The 19,480-nt window shown below is 63.5% G+C and carries 20 protein-coding genes and 1 pseudogene; 5 read left to right on the plus strand and 16 right to left on the minus strand.

What is annotated here, in order from left to right:
- The 4 genes from AC1RBA_RS10015 to flgB are packed head-to-tail and all read right to left on the minus strand — an operon-like array spanning position 1 to position 3,173.
- Positions 1-1,548: a flagellar hook protein FlgE gene (locus AC1RBA_RS10015; protein WP_070220157.1), complete on the minus strand. Its 1,548-nt coding sequence runs from the start codon at positions 1,546-1,548 to the stop codon at positions 1-3.
- Positions 1,549-1,602: 54 nt separating this feature from the next.
- Complete coding sequence (locus AC1RBA_RS10020; RefSeq protein ID WP_070220159.1) at positions 1,603-2,301, minus strand: flagellar hook assembly protein FlgD; 699 nt, start codon at positions 2,299-2,301, stop codon at positions 1,603-1,605.
- A gap of 15 nt (positions 2,302-2,316) precedes the next feature.
- Complete coding sequence (flgC, locus tag AC1RBA_RS10025) at positions 2,317-2,718, minus strand: flagellar basal body rod protein FlgC (RefSeq protein ID WP_034754081.1); 402 nt, start codon at positions 2,716-2,718, stop codon at positions 2,317-2,319.
- Between the two features lie 2 nt (positions 2,719-2,720).
- Complete coding sequence (gene flgB, locus AC1RBA_RS10030; RefSeq protein WP_070220161.1) at positions 2,721-3,173, minus strand: flagellar basal body rod protein FlgB; 453 nt, start codon at positions 3,171-3,173, stop codon at positions 2,721-2,723.
- Between the two features lie 190 nt (positions 3,174-3,363).
- Between flgB and flgA the strand changes: the two genes are divergently transcribed.
- The 4 genes and pseudogenes from flgA to AC1RBA_RS10050 all read left to right on the plus strand — a co-directional run.
- Complete coding sequence (gene flgA / locus AC1RBA_RS10035) at positions 3,364-4,059, plus strand: flagellar basal body P-ring formation chaperone FlgA (RefSeq protein ID WP_121670254.1); 696 nt, start codon at positions 3,364-3,366, stop codon at positions 4,057-4,059.
- A 111-nt stretch (positions 4,060-4,170) separates the two neighbouring features.
- Positions 4,171-4,479, plus strand: a complete 309-nt coding sequence (flgM, locus tag AC1RBA_RS10040) for a flagellar biosynthesis anti-sigma factor FlgM (RefSeq protein WP_034754089.1) — start codon at positions 4,171-4,173, stop codon at positions 4,477-4,479.
- Positions 4,480-4,487: 8 nt separating this feature from the next.
- Positions 4,488-4,955, plus strand: coding sequence for a flagella synthesis protein FlgN (locus AC1RBA_RS10045; RefSeq protein WP_070220165.1), 468 nt, complete (start codon positions 4,488-4,490; stop codon positions 4,953-4,955).
- A gap of 489 nt (positions 4,956-5,444) precedes the next feature.
- Positions 5,445-5,945, plus strand: a pseudogene (locus AC1RBA_RS10050) (FxDxF family PEP-CTERM protein); the annotation flags it as partial.
- Between the two features lie 133 nt (positions 5,946-6,078).
- Here the strand turns inward: AC1RBA_RS10050 and AC1RBA_RS10055 are convergent.
- From AC1RBA_RS10055 to AC1RBA_RS10105, 11 genes are all read right to left on the minus strand, one after another.
- On the minus strand, positions 6,079-6,936 hold the full coding sequence (locus AC1RBA_RS10055) for a hypothetical protein (protein WP_492417943.1): 858 nt from the start codon (positions 6,934-6,936) through the stop codon (positions 6,079-6,081).
- Between the two features lie 71 nt (positions 6,937-7,007).
- Complete coding sequence (locus tag AC1RBA_RS10060; protein WP_099408905.1) at positions 7,008-7,370, minus strand: translation initiation factor Sui1; 363 nt, start codon at positions 7,368-7,370, stop codon at positions 7,008-7,010.
- Positions 7,371-7,432: 62 nt separating this feature from the next.
- Complete coding sequence (motD, locus tag AC1RBA_RS10065; protein ID WP_070220198.1) at positions 7,433-8,221, minus strand: flagellar motor protein MotD; 789 nt, start codon at positions 8,219-8,221, stop codon at positions 7,433-7,435.
- A 5-nt stretch (positions 8,222-8,226) separates the two neighbouring features.
- Complete coding sequence (locus AC1RBA_RS10070) at positions 8,227-8,973, minus strand: flagellar motor protein (RefSeq protein WP_046685945.1); 747 nt, start codon at positions 8,971-8,973, stop codon at positions 8,227-8,229.
- Positions 8,955-9,686, minus strand: coding sequence for an RNA polymerase sigma factor FliA (locus AC1RBA_RS10075; RefSeq protein ID WP_010400804.1), 732 nt, complete (start codon positions 9,684-9,686; stop codon positions 8,955-8,957). Before AC1RBA_RS10075 ends, AC1RBA_RS10070 begins: the two co-directional genes overlap by 19 nt.
- 45 nt (positions 9,687-9,731) lie before the next feature.
- Positions 9,732-10,595 carry a MinD/ParA family ATP-binding protein gene (locus AC1RBA_RS10080; protein ID WP_070220170.1) on the minus strand — a complete coding sequence of 288 codons (864 nt, stop codon included), beginning with the start codon at positions 10,593-10,595 and terminating at the stop codon, positions 9,732-9,734.
- Positions 10,588-11,916: a flagellar biosynthesis GTPase FlhF gene (flhF, locus tag AC1RBA_RS10085; protein WP_070220172.1), complete on the minus strand. Its 1,329-nt coding sequence runs from the start codon at positions 11,914-11,916 to the stop codon at positions 10,588-10,590. Before flhF ends, AC1RBA_RS10080 begins: the two co-directional genes overlap by 8 nt.
- A 312-nt stretch (positions 11,917-12,228) precedes the next feature.
- Complete coding sequence (gene flhA / locus AC1RBA_RS10090; RefSeq protein WP_070289125.1) at positions 12,229-14,325, minus strand: flagellar biosynthesis protein FlhA; 2,097 nt, start codon at positions 14,323-14,325, stop codon at positions 12,229-12,231.
- Positions 14,322-15,515 carry a flagellar biosynthesis protein FlhB gene (gene flhB, locus AC1RBA_RS10095; protein ID WP_070220176.1) on the minus strand — a complete coding sequence of 398 codons (1,194 nt, stop codon included), beginning with the start codon at positions 15,513-15,515 and terminating at the stop codon, positions 14,322-14,324. The genes flhA and flhB overlap by 4 nt, the downstream gene beginning before the upstream one ends.
- Before the next feature lie 139 nt (positions 15,516-15,654).
- Complete coding sequence (locus tag AC1RBA_RS10100; protein ID WP_492417946.1) at positions 15,655-16,653, minus strand: fumarylacetoacetate hydrolase family protein; 999 nt, start codon at positions 16,651-16,653, stop codon at positions 15,655-15,657.
- A gap of 88 nt (positions 16,654-16,741) precedes the next feature.
- Positions 16,742-17,452: a pseudouridine synthase gene (locus AC1RBA_RS10105; RefSeq protein ID WP_070289165.1), complete on the minus strand. Its 711-nt coding sequence runs from the start codon at positions 17,450-17,452 to the stop codon at positions 16,742-16,744.
- Positions 17,453-17,697: 245 nt separating this feature from the next.
- On the opposite strand from AC1RBA_RS10105, the gene AC1RBA_RS10110 reads away from it, so the two are divergent.
- Positions 17,698-18,078 (plus strand): hypothetical protein, encoded by a 381-nt coding sequence (locus tag AC1RBA_RS10110; protein ID WP_492417948.1) that lies wholly within the window; start codon positions 17,698-17,700, stop codon positions 18,076-18,078.
- Positions 18,079-18,455: 377 nt separating this feature from the next.
- Here AC1RBA_RS10110 and AC1RBA_RS10115 read toward each other — a convergent pair whose 3' ends face one another.
- The gene (locus AC1RBA_RS10115) at positions 18,456-19,457 is read right to left on the minus strand and encodes a S49 family peptidase (RefSeq protein ID WP_070220183.1); all 1,002 of its coding nucleotides are present in this window, start codon (positions 19,455-19,457) and stop codon (positions 18,456-18,458) included.
- Between the last annotated feature and the right edge of the window lie 23 nt (positions 19,458-19,480).

Raw genomic sequence — 19,480 nt, forward strand, 5'->3', positions numbered from 1 at the left:
TTAACGCAGGTTGACGAGTGTTTGCATGACGGAATCCTGCGTCTTGATGGTCTGCGCATTCGCCTGGTAGGCGCGCTGGGCCGTGATCATGTTGACCAGTTCGGCCGTCAGGTCCACGTTCGACACTTCCACGGCCGAGGCGCGCAAGTCGCCCAGGCCGCCCGAGCTCGGCTCGCCCGTCATCGGGCTGCCCGAGGTCGAGCTTTCCGCCCAGGCATTGTTGCCCAGCGGCTCAAGGCCATTCGGATTGGAAAACTTGGTCAGCACCACCTGGCCCAGGTCGCGCGTCTTGCCATTGTTGTACTGGCCCTGGATCACGCCATCGGAACCCACGACGAAACGGTCCAGCTGGCCAGCCGCATAGCCATCGGCCACGGTGCGCTTTTCGCTGGTGGACGAACTGAGCTGGGTCGAATTGGTGAAGTCGACCTTGATCGCCAGATTCGCGTTCGCGCCCGTGGCGGGGAAGACGGGCAGGTTGACCGTCACCGGCAGGGTTTGCGGCGGCGTCAGGGCCAGCATGGCGGCCTTGTCCAGGCTGCCGACGCTGTTGAACACCAGCGACGCCGACTTCACGGCGGGCACTTCCGTCACCGCAGAGATCCTGCTGTCGATCTGGTCCGGCGTGAGGCTGGAATTGACGCCGTTGGGCACGGCGCTGCCATAGGTGGCGCTGATGGCGGCAAGCTGGGCCGGGCTGGCGCCGGCCGCGGCGGCGGCGGTGCGTATGGCGACACCGGCCGCATTGCCATAGGCAACGGCGGCGGCCGTGATATTGGCGGGCACCAGCGGCACGGCCGTGACGGCGGCCTGATAGGCGGCGCGCGCGGCCAGCGAGGCGGCATCGGTTTGCGCAGCGGCGACCACTTTCGCGCTGGTGATTTCCTTGCCGTCAGTGGCCGTGTAGACATCCCAGGTATTGGTACCCGTCTTGACGTAGAAATTGGACATGGTGTGGGAGTTGCCCAGCGAATCGTAGACGGGCACGGGGAATTGCTTGGTCCACGACTTTTGCTCGCCCACGGTGAACGGCACCACGGTCGGCATGGCCGAATTGGAATCGAGGTTGACCTGGGTATCGACCTTGGTGGTCGCCTGCGGCGCCATGTCGGACGGGTCGATCTGCAGCGGCACGGTGGCGCCGGCCAGGATCTTGCCGTTCACATCGGCCGGATAGCCCGTCAGCTGGGCTTTCTGGGCATTGACGATGAAACCGTTCTTGTCGACCTGGAACTGGCCGTTGCGCGAGTACTGGATGGCGCCGTTCACGCTGGTGCGGAAGAAACCGCCGCCGTTGATGGCGATGTCGAGCGGATTGGACGAACTTTCCAGGTTACCCTGGTTGAACAACTGCGCCACCTGCGACACGGACACGCCGATACCGGGCTGGTTGCCGCCCACGCCATACAGCGAGTTGGCATAGATGTCGGCGAACTGCGCCTGCGATTGCTTGAAACCCACGGTGGCCGAGTTGGCGATGTTGTTACCGATGACGTCCAGCGATTTGGCGGCGCCGTTCAAGCCGCTCAGGCCTTGTTGGAAAGACATTGTGTTCTCCTGGTAGAAAATAGGGGTAGAGGGTCTACGCTACAAATGAGCGGCTTACAAAATCTGTTTCACATCGGCCATGGTGATACTGCCCACGCCCGGCACATTTAACTTCACGCCGCCGGCGCCCGTCGACACGCTGGCAACCGAACCGAACATCAGCGCCGCCGCATCGGTCAGCTTGGCGCCGCCCCGCTTGGCTTCCACCGAGAACGTATAGGCGCCGTCAGGCAGCACGATGTTCTTGCCGTCCTTGTCGAGCTCGGCCGTGGAGCCGTTCCAGCCCAGCGGCAAGGTACCCGCGTCCTGCGGGCCCAGGTCGATGGAATGGACTTCCTTGCCCGTACTGTTGTAGATGGTGACCTTGACGCTGTCGGCCGGCGTCGCCAGGTCCACGCCCAGCAGGGCCGCGCTCTTGCTCAGGTTAATGCTCTTGCCTGCAGTCAAGACGCCGTGGCCGATGATATTGGCCGCCTGCATGGATTCGGCTTGCTGGTAGCTGGTCTTGAGCGTTTCCAGCGTGGTATTGAGCTTGTTGACGCCCGTCACCGTGGACAGCTGGGCCAACTGGCTGGTCAGCTGCGCATTGTCCAGCGGGTTCATCGGATCCTGGTTTTGCAGCTGGGTCACCAGCAGAGTCAGGAATTTGTTCGTTTCTTCCTCGACGCTGCCCTTCGCGGCCGTGGTCTTCTTCGGATTCATCGTCGCCATCAGGTCGGTGGTGACGGTTTTGCTCGTATCGATGGTTGCCATAATGGTCAGTCAGCCTTATTGGCCGATGGTGAGGGTTTTCAGGAGCAGCGACTTGGCCGCGTTCATGGTTTCCACGTTGGTCTGGTACGAGCGCGAGGCCGACAGCATGTTGACCATCTCGTCGACCGTGTTCACGTTGGGCATGGTGACGTAGCCCTTCTCGTCGGCCAGCGGATTCTTCGGGTCGTAGACCAGCTTCATCGGCGACGGATCTTCGATCACCTTCTGCACCTTGACGGCCGTGGCGCCGTTGGCCATGGGCACGGCTTCGAACACCACCTGCTTGGCGCGGTAGGCTTCGCCCGTGGCGCTGGTGGCGCTGTCGGCATTGGCCAGGTTGCTGGCCACCGTGTTCAGGCGCTGCGCCTGGGCGCTCATGGCCGAACCGGAAACATTGAAAATATTAAATAGCGACATGATTATTGTCCTCCCTGGATGGCCGTCAGCATGCCCTTGATCTGCGAGTTGAGGAACGTTACGGCCGCCTCGTAGCGGATGGCGTTATCGGCAAAGGCATTGCGCTCGAGGTCCATGTCGACCGTGTTGCCATCGACAGCGCCCTGGGCCGGCGCGCGGTACAGCAGCGGCGTGCCGTCGGCCAGGGTCTCGACCTTGCCGCCCGTGCTGCCCCCCACGGCGGCGGCGACGCCCTTGCCCGGCATATGCTGCGGCGCCGTACCCTTCAGGGCCGGCTGCACGCCATCCTTGCGCGCCATCGCTCCCTTCAGCGCGCTGGCGAAATCGACGTCGCGTGCCTTGTAGTTGGGCGTGTCGGCATTGGCGATATTCGAGGCGAGCAATTCCTGGCGCGTCGAGCGCAGGCTCAGCGCCGTCTCGTTGAAGCGCATGTAATCGTCGAGTTTCCCTATCATGTCAGGCTCCGGAAAGATCTGCCACTGGCGCCTGAGATGGCGGAAGGATGGCGGTATAGTGATGACAGGAAACATAGTACGGCGCCCGCCGGCAAGACCATCGCCGGATCAGACCGTACTTTTACCCCTTAATCGTCGCTTCAAACGGGGCGGCGCGCACTATCATGGCACTATTCCAGAGGCCTATACCATGAAAACACCGCTTGCTTTCTTCTTCGCTCTTGCCGCCCTGCCACTGCTGGCGCAGGCGCAAAACGCCGGCCGGCAGACGCCGGAAGCGCTGCGCAACAGCGTGGAACAATTCCTGCAAGTGCAAAGCAACGGCTTGCCGGGCAAGGTGACGGTCACCGTCGGCGCCGTCGATCCGCGCCTGAACCTGGCCGCCTGCCCCGCGCCGCAAGCCTTCATGGCGCCAGGCGCGCGCGCCTGGGGCAAGACGACCGTGGGCGTGCGCTGCACGGCCCCCTCCAACTGGACCATCTATCTGCAGGCGAACGTGGCCGTCGTGGGCGACTATGTGGCCAGCGCCGTGCCGCTGGCGCAAGGGCAAGCCATCGATGCCAGCCAGCTGGTGACGATGCAGGGCGACCTGGCAGCATTGCCGGCAGGCATCGCCACAGACATGGCCCAGGTCGTGGGCGCCAGCACGAATATTTCCTTGCCGCCAGGCACGCCGATGCGCCTCGACACCCTGCGCCGCAAGCCGGTGGTGATACAGGGCCAGCTGGTGCGCGTCGTTTCCAGCGGCAACGGTTTCCAAGTGGCATCAGAAGGACGCGCCATCAGCAGCGCCGGCGACGGTCAGACGGTACAGGTGCGCACGCAGAGCGGCCAGCAGATCAGCGGCGTGGCGCGGGCTGGCGGCATGGTGGAGGTCGCCTTTTAAACTCGGATGGACAGCGATATTGTGGTCTGGCGCACTAAAGTTTCGGAAGAAGGTGCCGATAAAGACACATATCCCGGAGTTTTTTGACTTCGACCAGACGAGGATCACGCTGTGAAAATTACCGATAACACCATTAAAAGCAATCCCGGCCTGCCGGTGGCGCCCGCGAATACCTCGGGCGCCCGGAATGCCGAGAAAGCCCAGGCAACACCGACAACGTCGGACAATGTACGCCTGTCGCCGCAAGGACAGGCATTAGCGGCCAGTGCAACTGCCGGCAGCGGCGCCGTGTTCGACACGAAGAAAGTCGAACGCATCAAGCTGGCGATCGCCGACGGCCAGTTCCAGGTCAACTCTGAAAAAGTGGCGGACGGTCTCCTCGACACGGTCAAGGACTTGCTGCACTCACGAAATAGATAGGTTACCTCATGCAATCAGTGACTCCGTTTTCCAGCCTGCGCGACGAGCAACAGCTCATGACCACATTGCTGGCATTGATGAAAGAAGAACAGCGGCATCTGGTTGCGGCTGACATCGATGCAATCACGGAGCTCACGGCCCGCAAGACGGCGCTCGTCGGGCAATTGAGCCAGCTGGCGGCGCAACGCCACCAGGCGCTGGCGGCGGCGGGCTTCACGGCCGCCGAAGCGGGCATGGAAGACTGGCTGGTCAGCACCAGCGACGCCGAGGCGGCGCCCCTGTGGAAAGCCCTGCTCGAGACGACGCGCGAAGCGAAGGAACAGAACCGGCTGAACAGCCTGCTGGTCAACAAACACATGCTGCACACGCAAGGCGCCCTGAACGCCATGCGCCCCACTGCCCAAAGCGGCAATTTCTACGGCCCCAGCGGCCAACCGATGGCAAACACGGCCAGCCGGCGCGTCGTCATCGGCTAAGCGCCTCCCGTCTTCCCCCAGCGCAGGCAACAGCAGCGACAGGCACAGTAATAAGCCATTGCTGCACGCCTGACGCCGTCCCGAACAGCGGCCCCATATCACGACCATCCTGCACATCACCGCCGCGCAGCCCCTCCAGGGAGGCTGCGGCGGAGCCGGCATGCCCGCACTCCCGCCACAACGCCGCACGCAGAAACAACAGCGCGCCCCTTCACGCCCACACATTTGAGCACGCTCAAACTTGAGGGGAATGATGACTATATGCTAATCCCTAGCATACGCCGCACCAATACATGGTGGGACTTTCCTCGCCGACACGAACATCATTCCCGCAGGCATAGCTAATCCATTGCACGCGTCCGGCTTGCGCTTTTGCGCTGCGCCATGACGCACACCACTTCAACTGCAAGTACACAGGAGCATGATATGAACTCTCTCTCAGTAACCAAGGCTGGCGCGGCGCTGCTGCTCGGCTGCACCCTGCTGGCGCCAGCCGCGCAGGCCGAGACGCAAGCCGTGTTCTACAACCATCTCGTATCGACGGCCGTGGTGGCCACGCCGCTGCTGGCGCAAGACACCTTGTTCGTCGACACCTTCACGACAGAGCGCGGCTCGCTGCTGCAAACGACCACGTTTACGGTCGGCAGCGGCGTGCAATCGTTCACGGGCAACGCCGCCTGGCTGGTCACGGGCGCCAGCGAATTCGGTCCCCGCCTGACTGGCGTCAACATTGACTTGTTCGACTCCAGCAACAACCTGGTGCAATCGGATACGTTCACGGGCGTACTGGGCAGCTTCGCCCATTCCACCTTCAACGGCCTGCTGGGACCTGGCACCTATACCCTGGTAGCAAGCGGCCTCGGCGTGCGTGATTCCGTGCTGGACATTTCCATCACTACGGCCGTGCCCGAACCGGAAACCTACGGCATGCTGCTGGTGGGACTGGGTCTGATCGGGTATAGCGTACGGCGCCGCAAGACGGCTGCCTGACCCGCACCCGGCGCCTGCAAGCACTGCCGTAGCTGGCAGACCTGGCGCCGGTGCGGCGACGCCATGCACGGACTGGCCTATGCACGGACTGGCTTATGCACGGGCCAGCCTGTGCAGGGGCTGGTCTACGCACTCAACCGTGCGTGGGCCGGCCCGTATGCTGACGGAATTTCGCGGCGATGCCATTCGCCTTGATCAGGGCGGCGGCCTGCTGCTCGGGTGTCAACTCGTTTTGCAGCCAGTGCCAGTAGCTGTCCTGGTAGGGATTCGTGGTGCCGGGCGTGAGGATGTCGTCGTAGACCATGCGCAGGGCCAGCAGGTAGCCATACGCTTGCGGCGCGTCTTTCTGCACCACGTCGCCATCGCGCAGGTAGGCCATCATCAGGGTCGACACGCTGGTCAGTTCCGCCTCATCCGCCTGCGCCGTCAGCTGGGCGATGGCTTGCCGCTTCCATGCCTGCACCAGCGGATCATCGGGACGGTTGCGCAGCGCGCTGCGGTCGCCGAACGGACCTTCCGACAGGAACAGGGTAGCCGCGCCCGGTACGCCGCCTTGCGCGGCAGTGGCCAGGTAGCCGAGGCGGTCCTCGCGCTGGCGCTGCGTCAGACCCGCGCACAGCTGCTGCTGGGCGGTTTTTTCTTCCACCGTCATCTCGCGCCCCAACTCGAATTCCATCCCCGGCAAGCGGTTTTCGCGCTGGAAGACGATGCAGTCGTCGATCAGGTTGTAGGCCGCATACGCGTCCTCCGGCTTGCCGCTGGCGCCCAGGCGTTCGAGCCGCTGTGCCAGGGACACGACAACGGGCGCGGCATCGGCGACCGGGGTGGCGTCGATATTCAAATACGACGCCAGGCTGCGTCCCGCCGGCGCGCTGGCGGCAGCGGTGGCGCCAGCGTCCGGCGCGCCGCCATCGGGTGCGGGCCAGTACACGAGCGCCAGCACTGCCGCGATGGCAGCGGCGATGGCGATACCGGTCAGTTTGCTGTTCATATGAGGTCGCGCATAAAAGGAAAAGCACGTTACCACAGGCGCACGGCAGCAGGCCGCACGCCTCCGCACGCTCAGCCGCCGGCCTTTTTCGGCTGGTGGCCCAGCTTGGCCAGCGCCGCCATCACCGTTTCGACATGGTCGCCCTGCACTTCGATCACGCCATCCTTGACCGTGCCGCCAGAGCCGCATTGCGTGCGCAGCTGCTTGCCCAGCAGGGCCAGCGCGATGGCGTCCAGCGCCAAGCCCTTGACCACGGTCACGCTCTTGCCGCCCCGGCCCTTGGTCTGGCGCGACACGCGCACCACGCCATCGCCCGCCGGCGCCGTCTTGGCTTGCGCCTTGCACGCGCATTGCGCCAGCGGCTGGCGGCAGGCGGGACACATGCGGCCCGTTTCAGTGGAATAGACGAGACCGCCCAGGGAGCTGCTTTTCATGATGGAGAGATAATAGGTAGAAATAAAGGAAAGATGGCCGCGCTTGTAGCAAGCGGCGGCGTTCAGTTGGCGGGAACCGGTGCCGGCGCCACAGGCGCCGTCGGCACTTCCGTCACCGTTTCCGGGATGCCCGAGAGGATCGTCACGGCGACCCGGCGGTTGCGCGCGCGCCCTTCCGGGGTTTCGTTGGGCGCCACGGGGATATTGTCGGCGTGGCCCACCGCCGTCAGGCGCGACGCCTGCACGCCGCTGGCGATGAACAGGCGCACCACGGCGCTGGCGCGCGCGGCCGACAATTCCCAGTTCGAGGCAAAATTGGAATTGCTGATCGGCTGCACGTCCGTATGCCCTTCCACCTGCACGTCGTGCGTGTCATCCTTGAGCAGCACGGCGACGGCGCGCAGGGCCTGGTCCGATTCCGCCGTCAGGCGCGCCGCGCCCGGGTCGAACAGCACGCTGGCATTGATTTCCACGCTCACGCCGCGGCTCGTCTGCGTGACCCGCACCTTGCCTTCCTTGACCAGCGGCGCCAAGGTGGAAGTGAGGTCCTGCGCCAGGCGCGTCATGTGTTCGCGCTCGCGGCGGATGGCTTCCGTGCGGCGTTTCAGGGCGGGGTTCGGCAACGGGATCGCCTGCGGCGCTTCCATGATGATGGGCGGCGCGCCCTTTTCCAGGCTGAAGGCCTGGCCGATGGCATTCTGGAAGACGCGGTACTTGCCCTCGTTGACTTGCGAAATCGCGTACATCACGACGAAGAACGCGAACAGCAAAGTGATGAAGTCGGCATACGAGATCAGCCAGCGGTCCTGGTTGTCCGGTTCCTCGTCATACTTCCTGCGCGCGCGCCGCATCATGGTCAGTGCTCGTGCAGCAGGCTGGACACGCGCTCTTCGATGATGCGCGTATGGTCGCCCGTGGCGATGTCGTACAGCACGGCGGCCGTGATTTCATACTGCAGCACGCGGCGCGAGACGATGGCCTTGAGTTTATTGGCCACCGGCAGGAACAGCAGATTGGCCAGGCCCACGCCATAAATCGTCGAGACGAAGGCCACGGCGATGCCGCTGCCCAGTTTGCTCGGGTCGGTGAGGTTTTCCATCACGTGGATCAGGCCCAGCACGGCGCCCAGGATGCCGATGGTGGGCGAATAGCCGGCCGCCGATTCCCACACCTTGACGGCCTGGCGCTCGGCCATTTCGTAGGCGGAAATTTCCACGTCGAGCAGCTGGCGCAGCTTGTCGGGCGCGATGCCGTCGACGATCATGCGCAAGCCCTTGGCGTTGAAGCGGTCGGCCGTGTTTTCCATCAGGCGCTCGAGCGCCAGCGGGCCGTCGCGGCGCGCCGTCAGGCTCCATTGACCGATGTCGCGCGCCAGCGCGGCGCGCGTGTCGGCGGGCGGCAGGAAGACCCAGCGCAGCATTTCCAGGCCGCGCACGAAGGTGCGCAACCGCGTCTGCAGCAGCACGGCGCCGAAGGTGCCGATGATGACGATGGCGAAGGCGGCCGGCTGCAGCAGGGAGGCCATCTTGCCGCCTTCCAGTGCCTGGCCGACCAGCAGGCCCGCCAGCGCCAGCGCCAGCCCGATTACGCTGGACCAGTCCACGCCTGCTCCCTCAAGGTTGCGCGCAGGCGCGCGACGGCCTGGGTATGCAGCTGCGAGACGCGCGATTCGGAAACGCCCATCACCGCGCCGATCTCCTTCAGGTTCAGCTCTTCTTCGTAATACAGGCCCATGAGTATTTTCTCGCGTGGTGGTAGCGCGTCGATGGCATCGATCACGGATTGCCGGAAATCGGTATCGAGCAGGGAACGCAAGGGGTCGCTGTCCTCGTCCACGCAGTGGCGGTCGAGGAAGCTGTCATTGCCGTCCGGATCATGAAAGTCTTCGTAATACACGAGCTGGTGGCCGCCGCCGTCGCCCAGCATTTCCTGGTAGTCGGCCAGCGACATTTTCAGCAGTTTCGCCACTTCCGATTCCGTCGGCGGATGGCCGAGGCGCTGCTGCAAGGTGCTCATCGCCTCCTCGATCTTGCGCATGTTCTGGCGCATGCTGCGCGGCAGCCAGTCGCTGGTGCGCAATTCGTCGAGCATGGCGCCGCGGATGCGCAGCACGGCATAGGTCTCGAACTGCGCGCCATGCGTCTCTTCATAGCGGCTAATGGCATCGAGCAGGCCGATCATGCCGGCCTGGATCAGGTCATCGACCTCGACCGAAGGCGGCAATTTCGCCTTCATATGGTGCGCCAGACGCTTCACCAGCGGAATGTGCTCCGTCAGCAAATAGTCCTTGTTCGATTTCCCTTTGACCGTGTACATAGGCTGCTTATTGTTTTCTCATCTTATCTGGTGCTGCGGTTCGATTCAGGCGCTGAACTGGTGCGGGCTCCCCGTCTGGTACAAGGTGCCGCCAAGCACCGGCGCCGCCGAACGGGCCAGCCGCTCGGCCAGTCCGCGAAACGCCACCGAGGCGCCCGCCAGCGGAAACGCATCGACCACGCTGCGGCCCAGGCGCGCCGCGCGGTGCAGATATTCATCGGCAGGCACCGAACCCATCGAGGTCAGCTTCACGGCCAGGTAGCGGCTCGCCGCCTGTGCCATATTATCGTATACCACTTTTGCCTCGGATTCGGAAGCGCCCGTGACGAGAATGCCGAATGGACGGCGTCCCAGTTCCTGGCTCAGGCGCTTGATCAGGCAGTACGCCGCCTTGATCGAGGTGGCGCTGGTCGACACTTGCACCACGATATCCGACGAGGCCATCAAGGGCACGGGGAAGCAATCGCCCTCGTCGGCCACGACGCCGTCGACCAGCACGATGCCGCTCTGGCGCGCCAGCACCTCGAAAGTCTTGCCCAGGCGGCGCAGTTCGTCCTCGCCCGCATAGTCCATGCTGTCCATCAGGTGGTTGCGCGCGCCCAGGCTGGCCACGCCGAAGCCTTGCGGCACCTGATGGATGACCTGGTTCAGGCCGCACTGCTGGCGCGCCACGTCGCGCAGGCTGGCGCCGTGCGCCAGTCCCAGGCGTGCAGCCACGCCATCGCTGCCGCCGCTGGCGTCAAGCAGCAGCACGTCATTGCCGCCATAGGCGAGCGAAGCGCCCAGGTTGACCAGCATGGCGCCCTTGTCGTCCTGCGGCGTGGCCGAGAGGAACGTCATGACGCGCGGCTGCGGGCCGGCCAGCATGCGGCGCAAGCCCTCGGCCTGGTCGAAATCGAAATTAGCCAAGGTGCACCCCGCGCGCTTCATTGTTGCGGGCGGCCGCCTGCGCCATCAGGAGCGGCAGTTCGGCGTCGGAAAACTGCGTGGCCGCCGAGTCGCGCTTGAGCTTGAAGGCGCGGTCGATCAGGTAGCCGCGGTCGGCCAGGTACAGGTCTTCCGGCACGCGCTGGCCGTTCGACACATAAAACAGGTTCAGCTTCTGGCGGATCACCACGTCGAGCACGTTGCCGATCGACGCCGCTTCATCGAGCTTGGTCATGATGCAGCCGGCCAGGCCGCTGCCCTGGTAGGCGCGCACTACTTCGTTCAACGTTTCCTGCGTCGCCGTGGAGTTCAGGCACAGCAAACGCTTCACGTCGGCGCCGGCGCCCGACAGCATGGCCACCTGTTCCGTCACCATCTGGTCGCGCTGGCTCACGCCCACGGTATCGATCAGCACCGTGTGCTTGTTCTTGAGTTCCTTCAGGGCGATGCGCAAGTCCGCTTCGTCCTTCACCGAATGCACCATCACGCCGAGGATCTTGCCGTAGATGCGCAGCTGTTCGTGCGCGCCGATACGGTAGGCGTCCGTGGTGATCAGGGCCAGCTTTTCCGGGCCGTGGCGCATCACGCAGCGGGCCGCCAGCTTGGCCGTGCTGGTGGTCTTGCCGACACCGGTCGGGCCGACCAGCGCGAACACGCCGCCCTGCTCCAGCATGGCGTCTTCATTGGCGACCGTGTTCAGGTTGCGGCTCAGGACGGTCTTGATCCAGCGCATGCTTTGCGCACCGTCGAGGCCGGCGGGCAGCTTGTCGATCAGGTAGCGCGCCAGGCTGGCCGAGAAGCCGGCCGCCAGCATTTCGCGCAGCACGACGGCTTTTTGCGGCTCGCGCTGCTGCGTCGAACCCCACGAGATTTCCGCCAGCTGGGTTTCCATCATGCCGCGCATGGCGCGGATTTCATTCATCATGCCGCTCATCTCGGCGGCGGCGTTTTCCTTGACGTGCGCCAGCGCGCTGGCCATCATCTGCTGCATGCGGGCCATGTCCACTGGCTCGCCGGCTGCCTGGCGCGGCGCGGCAGGACGGGGCGCGGCCGGGCGCTGGGCCGGGGCGGCCGGACGCTGCGGCGTGGCGAACTGGGTCTGCAACTGGGGACGGGGCTGGGCCATTTCGGACGCGGCCGGCGGCGACGCCAGCGAAGCGGCATCGTCATTGGCCAGCGCGAGGATTTCCACCACGCCATCGGTCTGGCGGTTCGACAGGATCACGGCGTCGGGACCCAATGCTTCGCGCACCTTGCGCAGCGCATCGCGCGACGAGGCGCCCGTAAATTTCTTCACATTCATGACCGGCCTCCCAAGGCGGGGGTGGCGCAATATTGGCTGAACTGTGTGACCATCATCGACTCCTGTTGCTTGGGTGCTGTCTTCCACATGGACACAGATCACCCGGACAGTTTCTATTATTAGCGATGCTTGCAGGAAATGATCGAAGGAACAGGACGGGAAAGTACCCGTTATTCAGTTTGCCGGCAGGAAATTGATGTTTATTTGACCAAAAGCAAGGGCTGAGAAGCTGGGGTCAGACCCCCACTAACGCTAACGCAAAGCTCCGCGCTAACGCTGGAGGGGGTCTGACCCCGGTACTAATGCTGTCGACTATTGCGCCCCCACCAGCGCCGTGACGCGGATCGTCTTGGTTTCCGGCACTTCCGCATGCGACAGCACTTTGAGCTGCGGCAAGGCGCGGCGCAGGAAGCGCGACAGCAGGGCGCGCAGCGGCGCCGGCACCAGCAGCACGGGCGTCAGGCCCAGCGCTTCCTGCTGCTGCGCGGCCAGGCCCGCCTGGTGGGCGATGGTATCGGCCAGGCCCGGCTCGATGCCGGCGCCGTCGCCGCCATTGCCCATCGCCTGCATCAGCAGGCGCTCCAGGCGGCTGTCGAGGGTCATCACGGACAACTCGGCCGCACCGGGGAACAGCTGCTGCACGATGGCGCGGCCCAGCGAGACGCGCACCAGCGCCGTCAGGTCGTTCGGGTCTTGCGTATGGACCGTATGCTCGGCCAGGGTTTCGATGATGGTGCGCATGTCGCGGATGTGCACGCCCTCGGCCAGCAGGTTCTGCAGCACTTTCTGCAGGGTCGACAGCGACAGCATCTTCGGCACCAGGTCTTCCACCAGGCGCGGCGCATCCTTGCCCAGGTGGTCGAGCAGCGACTGCACTTCCGCGCGGCCCAGCAGCTCGGACGCATGCGAGGTGATCAGGTGATTCAAGTGCGTGGCCACCACGGTGCCCGCATCGACGACCGTGTAGCCCATCGATTGGGCCTGGTCGCGCAGGCTGGCGTCGATCCAGGTGGCAGGCAAGCCGAACGCGGGGTCGCTCGTGGCCAGGCCCGGCAAGGTGCCGCTGGCCATGCCGGGATTGATCGCCAGGAACTGGCCGTTGAACGCTTCGCCCACGCCCACTTCCACGCCCTTGAGGGTGATGCGGTAGGCGGACGGCTTCAATTCCAGGTTGTCGCGGATATGCACGGGCGGCGCCAGAAAACCCACTTCCTGGGCAAATTTCTTGCGGATGCCTTTGATGCGCTTGAGCAATTCGCCACCCTGCGTCTTGTCGACCAGGGGGATCAAACGGTAGCCCACTTCCAGGCCCAGGGTGTCGACGGGCATGATGTCTTGCCAGCTGGCTTCTTCCTGCTCGGGCGCCACCGTGGCTGGCGGCGCTTCGGCCGGCTTTTCGGCCGCCGCCTTTTCCTGCGTGCGTTTCTTGCTGATCAAATAGGCGGAGCCGGCCAGCAATGACGCCAGCAGGATGAAGACCATGTTCGGCATGCCGGGGATCAGGCCCATGCCGCCGATGATGCCGGCAGTAATGTACAGCACTTGCGGTTTCGCAAACAATTGCCCCACCAACTGGGTGCCAATGTCCTGTTCGCTGGCCACGCGCGAGACGACGATACCGGCCGCCGTGGAAATGATCAGCGAAGGAATCTGCGCCACCAGGCCGTCACCGATGGCCAGCAGGGTGTAGTTCTTCAGTGCATCGGCAAAGCCCATGTCATGCTGCAGCAAGCCCACCAGCAAGCCGCCGACGATATTGATGACGGTCACCATGATGCCGGCGATGGCGTCGCCGCGCACGTATTTGCTGGCACCGTCCATGGCGCCGTAGAATTCCGCTTCCTGCGCCACTTCCGTGCGGCGGCGGCGCGCTTCGTCTTCGCCGATCAGGCCGGCGTTCAGGTCGGCATCGATGGCCATCTGCTTACCAGGCATGGCGTCCAGCGCGAAGCGGGCGCCCACCTCGGCGATACGGCCCGCCCCCTTGGTCACGACGGTAAAGTTGATGATCGTCAAAATGATAAACACCACGATACCGACCGTGTAGTTGCCGCCAATCAAGAAGTGACCGAACGCTTCGATCACTTTACCGGCCGCGTCGGCGCCCGTATGGCCTTCCGTCAGCACCACGCGCGTGGACGCCACGTTCAGCGACAGGCGCAGCATGGTCGACACGAGCAGGATGGTCGGGAAGGCCATGAAGTCGAGCGGCTTGACCGTGTACAGCGCCGTCAGCAACACGATGATGGACAGCGCGATATTAAAGCTGAAGAAAATGTCGAGGATGAAGGCCGGCAGCGGCAACACCATCATCGCCAGCAGCATGATGATGATGATCGGCGCGGCGACACCCTTGCTGGCATTGTTGCCCATTCCGCTGAGCCAGGCTGGCAATCTCAGGCCGTTCATGGTGTGCTTCCTTTATTCTTGTCTGCCGCGTCTGCCGCGGGTTTGGTCTGCGATGCGGGGTCGAGCGGATCGAGCTCGGGCGGCACGTCGAGTTTTTTCGGCTTGTCGGGGCGCTCGCCATGGCCGTTGCCGTAGCTGCGCAGCTGGAACACGTAGGCCAGTACTTCGGCCACGGCGCCATACAGCGCCTCGGGAATCTCGTCGCCGATGTCCGTGTGCTTGTACAGCGCGCGCGCCAGGGCTGGCGCTTCCAGGATGGCGACCTTGTGTTCGCCCGCCAGTTCGCGGATCTTCGCCGCCACTTCATCGATACCCTTGGCCACCACCTGCGGCGCGCCGCGCGAATTCTCGCCATACTTCAAGGCCACGGCGTAGTGGGTCGGATTGGTCACCACCACGTCGGCCGTCGGCACGTCGGCCATCATGCGGCGGCGCGACATTTCATGCTGCATCTGGCGTATCTTCGCCTTGATCTGCGGATTGCCGTCCGACTCCTTCGCCTCTTGCTTGACTTCCTGCAAGGACATTTTCATCTTGTTGGCGTAATGCCACATCTGGTACGGACCGTCGATGGCGGCGATCAAGCCCAGCGCGCCGACGATCAGCAGGAAGGCCGTGATCAGCAGGCTGATCAGATGGGCCGAACCGGCGCGCAGGGATTCCACCGACAGGCCCAGCACGGCATCCTTTTGATGCTGCATCACCATCCAGGCGACGACGCCGACGACGAGGGTCTTGGCGATGGCCTTGAGCAGCTCCACCAGCGCATTCTTCGAAAACATATTGCCCAGGCCGCGAATCGGGTTGAGCTTGCCAAAATTGGGGGTGAACGCCTTGGAACTGAACAGCCAGCCGCCCACCAGCACGGGCGACGCGAGGGCGACGAGCATGATGGCTGCGGCGTACGGCAGGCAAGTCAGCAGAACGGAACCCACGTCGTAGCCGATGCGCAACATCATCGCGTCGGGATTGAGGATCTGTTCCCGGTCCAGGGTCAGCCCGGAAACCATGACAGCCGTCAGCCGCCGCACGATGGCGTCGCCGGCAAACCACAGACAGCAGCCGGACGCCATCAACACCGTAAACGTGGCCACTTCACGCGATCGCGGAACGTCGCCTTCCTCACGCGCCTGCTCGAGGCGCTTCGGTGACGCGGCTTCGGTCTTTTCTGCGTCGCTGTCTTCCGACATCAATCAACTCCGGTGAAGTCCTGCAGCCTGGCTAGGCGCAATACGGACTGGGCATGACGCATTATCGGTTCAAGCGGACGCGCGCCATCGGCGGAACAGGGGGGCAAATCCCCTGTATTTCCTTTACTCTCCAGTAACCTTAGCGGGACTTGCGCGCTTCGGCCTGTTTCACGGTCTGCTCGATCGCGCCGAACAAGGATTTACCGTCGTCACCCAGCATTTCCAATCGAACAACATCACCAAACAGCAGGAATGGCGTACTGGCGACGCCATCGGCGATCATCTCCTGGTTACGTCGCTCAACGATGCTGGAAAATCCCTTCTTGATCTCCTTGTTGGCGATGCCGCCCGCGCTGACCACACTGCCGGCGCGCACGTTGCGCGTCTGGCACAGATGGGCGAGCAATTGCGGGTAATTGAACGCCATGTCGGCGCCCGCGTGGGGCTGGCCCGTCAACTTGCCGTTCAGGCTGCAACGCAGCGCGTAGTGCACTTTGCCGCCGCGCCAGGCGTCGCCCAGTTCGTCTGGCGTGACGGCGACGGGCGAGCACGCCATGGCCGGCTTCGCCTGCAGGAAGCCGTAGCCGCTCGCCTGTTCGTCCGGCGCCAGGTTGCGCAAGGTGATGTCGTTGACCAGCATCAACAGCTTGATGTTCAGGTGCGCCTGGTCCGGCGTCGAGCCCATGGCCACGTCGTCCGTGATGGCGGCGATGCCCGCTTCGTAATCGATGCCCCACTGCTCGTGCGCCAGGCAGATGTCGTCGTGGGCGCCGAGGAAATCGTCGCTGGCGCCCTGGTACAGTCGCGGCGATTCGCGCAGATTCGCGGGCACTTCAGTTCCCGCCGCCTTGCAGGCCCGTTCGATCTGCTGCAGATAAGAAGCGCCGGCCACGCGCAAACTGCTGCGCGGCAAAGGCGCCATGCAGTTGGCGGGATCGAACTCGAAGGCGCGATGGCCGCGGCCGCTATTGATGGTCTGGTACAACAAGTCCAGCTGGGGCGCGATGAAACTCCAGTCGTCGAGCGCCTTTTGCAGGGTCGAGGCGATGCCGTCGGCCAGATGGGCCGTTTTCAGGTCGCGCGAGACGACAGCCAACTGGCCATCGCGCGTGCCATCGTTCAGGGTTGCTAATTTCATGTAGGGAAAACTTCGTCAAATGCAGGCAATTGAAGGCTAAAGACGCCAAAAAGCCGGGATATTCCCGGCTTTGACGGTCAGAAGAGTTTTACGCCAAGAGAGCGATCTGCTCGGGCGTCAGGTAGCACCACTCGCCTTCCGCAATGCCCAGCGATTCCAGGGTCAGGCTGCCGATGGCGGAACGGTGCAGCGCGCTGCAATGGTTGCCGGCGGCGGCCAGCATGCGCTTGACCTGGTGATATTTGCCTTGCTCGAGCACGATTTCCAGCTGGTGCTCGCCGCGCTTGACGCAGACGAGGGCGGCCAGCGGGGCCGGTTCGTCGTGCAATTGCACGCCAGCCAGCAGCAGAGCCACCAGCTCATCGGTCACGGGCTCTTGCGTCGTGGCTTGGTAAATTTTCGGAACGTGACGCTTCGGCGACGATTGTGCATGGATAAATGGTCCATCGTCGGACATCAGCAGCATGCCCGTCGTATCGTGGTCGAGCCGGCCGACGGGCTGGACTTCGCGCCAGGTAAACTGTTCCGGCAGCAGGGTCAGCACGCCGGGATGATGGCTGGGTTTGCGCGAGCATTCGAAGTTGGCGGGCTTATTCAGCGCCAGGTACAGGTGGGCGCGGTACACCCACTCTTCTTCGAACACGTGCAGCACCAGGCCGTCGGTCTCGACGGTGGTGCGGTAATTGGTCTGGGTGACGCCATCGATGACGACATCGCCATCTTCGATAAGGGAACGGCAATATTTACGGGTGCCAAAACCCTGCGATTGCAGGATGCGGTCTAGGGATAATTTACTCATGGGCGTGACTTTACCAGAAGCGGCTGGCAGCGTGAAGCGGCCCTGTACCAGGCCGCCGAGGTCGCACCAGCCTTGCGCAGGCACAGATGAGCTGAAGTGCAAGGTGAGATTTCGATATAAATGGTCAATTCCTTTGAGAAATATCAAGCGCTTGGAATATCGCATTGATAGACTGAAACTTCGTTAGGAATCCGCCTAACGAGCTTTAGGAATAATAACCAGGCAACGACTCACAAGGACATAGTATGAAGCATACCGATACCATCGCCTTAGAAGGCAGCATCGCCGACATGCGCCAGCGCATCGCTACGGAACAGGCGGCCATGCACAAGGTCAGACTCGGCGTGGCGCGTTGGAGCAACACTCCTGCGCAGCAGGACGGGGGCGCAACGCCGTCGCCTGCGAGCCAGTCGCACTGGCATGCCGAGGCCCAATGCCATTTCATGTGCTGGCTGGAGCTGGGCGGTTTTGCGCAAACGGATGCGGAAACCGAGAACGTGCCGACGCCCGCCATGGCGGCGGACACGCCGCCTGACATCAGTTCCGGCGCCAACGCCAGCACCATCGCGACGCCGGCCCGGCAGGCAAGCAGCGTGCCCGCGCACTGCAACGGCTGCGCCGTCTGAAACCGGCCTATTCAACCAGCCATGCCCTGCCCTCGCATGCCTGCCTTGCCAGCACGCCCAGACACCACATCCGGCAACACCTGTCCATCCGGCACGACCGAGGAACAAAAGGAAACGGCGGCATTGCGCCGCCGTTCCCAAGCCCCATCGGGACTTTAGTGAGGAATGTAAATTCACTCAAAACCACATCTGCGATGCGGCGAGTAGTTCCAAGACTTGCCAATCAAGTTAGTACTGACAACATAGTTGATATATCGCCCCTCCTTGAAAAGAACTACGCTTTCACTATAGCCCAAGCAGCCCCATTTTCAAGCCAATTTACCACCTTATTGAAAATCATTCTCGACTGGCTTGCCTGCCAGCCAAGTGTGATGTCCTCAGCGCAACGCCGGTTGTGACTGCTGCACGGCCGCCTTCATGGCTCCCGCGCCCATGGCGGCGCCAAACTTTTTGAGCACGCGCTCCGGCAAGCCTTCATGTTGCGTGTAGTCGACGATGTCTTCCGCCTTGACGACGTCGCGCGCCACGCTGTCGACCGTGCCGAAATCGTCGGCCAGGCCCATTTCCACGGCTTTCGCCCCCGTCCAGTACAGGCCCGAGAAGGTATCGGCCGTTTCCTTCAGGCGCTTGCCGCGTCCCGCCCGCACCACCTCGATGAATTGCTGGTGGATTTCATTGAGCATGCCTTGCGCATACGCCTTGTGCTTTTCCGTCAGGGGGCTGAACGGGTCCATGAAGCCCTTGTTCTCGCCCGCCGTCAGCAGGCGGCGCTCGACGCCGACCTTTTCCATCACGCCCGTAAAGCCGAAGCCATCCATCAGCACGCCGATCGAGCCGACCACGCTGGCCTTGTTGACGTAGATGCGGTCGGCGGCGGCGGCGATGTAATAGCCGCCCGAGGCACACATTTCATCGACCACCACATACAAGGGCTTGTCCGGATAGCCCTTGCGCAAGCGCTGCATCTCGTCGACGATCATGCCGGCCTGCACAGGACTGCCGCCCGGACTATTAATATGCAGCACCACGGCCACCGAGCCGCTATCGGAAAATGCCTTGTCCAGCGCGGGGATGACGACGGCGGCCGAGCCGCTGCCTTCGGACTCGATGGCGCCGCTGATGTCGATCAGGGCCGTATGGCGGCCCAGGGTCTCGCTGTCGTCGGCCGTGTTGTAGTCATAAAACACCCACAGCGCAAACAGCACGATCAGCAGGCCGAAGACCTTGAAGAAGATGCTCCAGCGGCGGTGCGCGCGCTGCTCTTGCAAAGTGGCAAATACCAGCTTTTCCAGCACGTCGCGCTCCCAGTTGCCCGCAGGGGCGCCGTGGCCGGCGGCTGGCGCGCTGCTGTCCAGCTTGTCATTCGTGTTTTCGCTCATGGTTCACTTTGTTTAAATTGCAA

It is taken from the genome of Janthinobacterium sp. GW823-FHT03B06 (assembly GCF_058796955.1).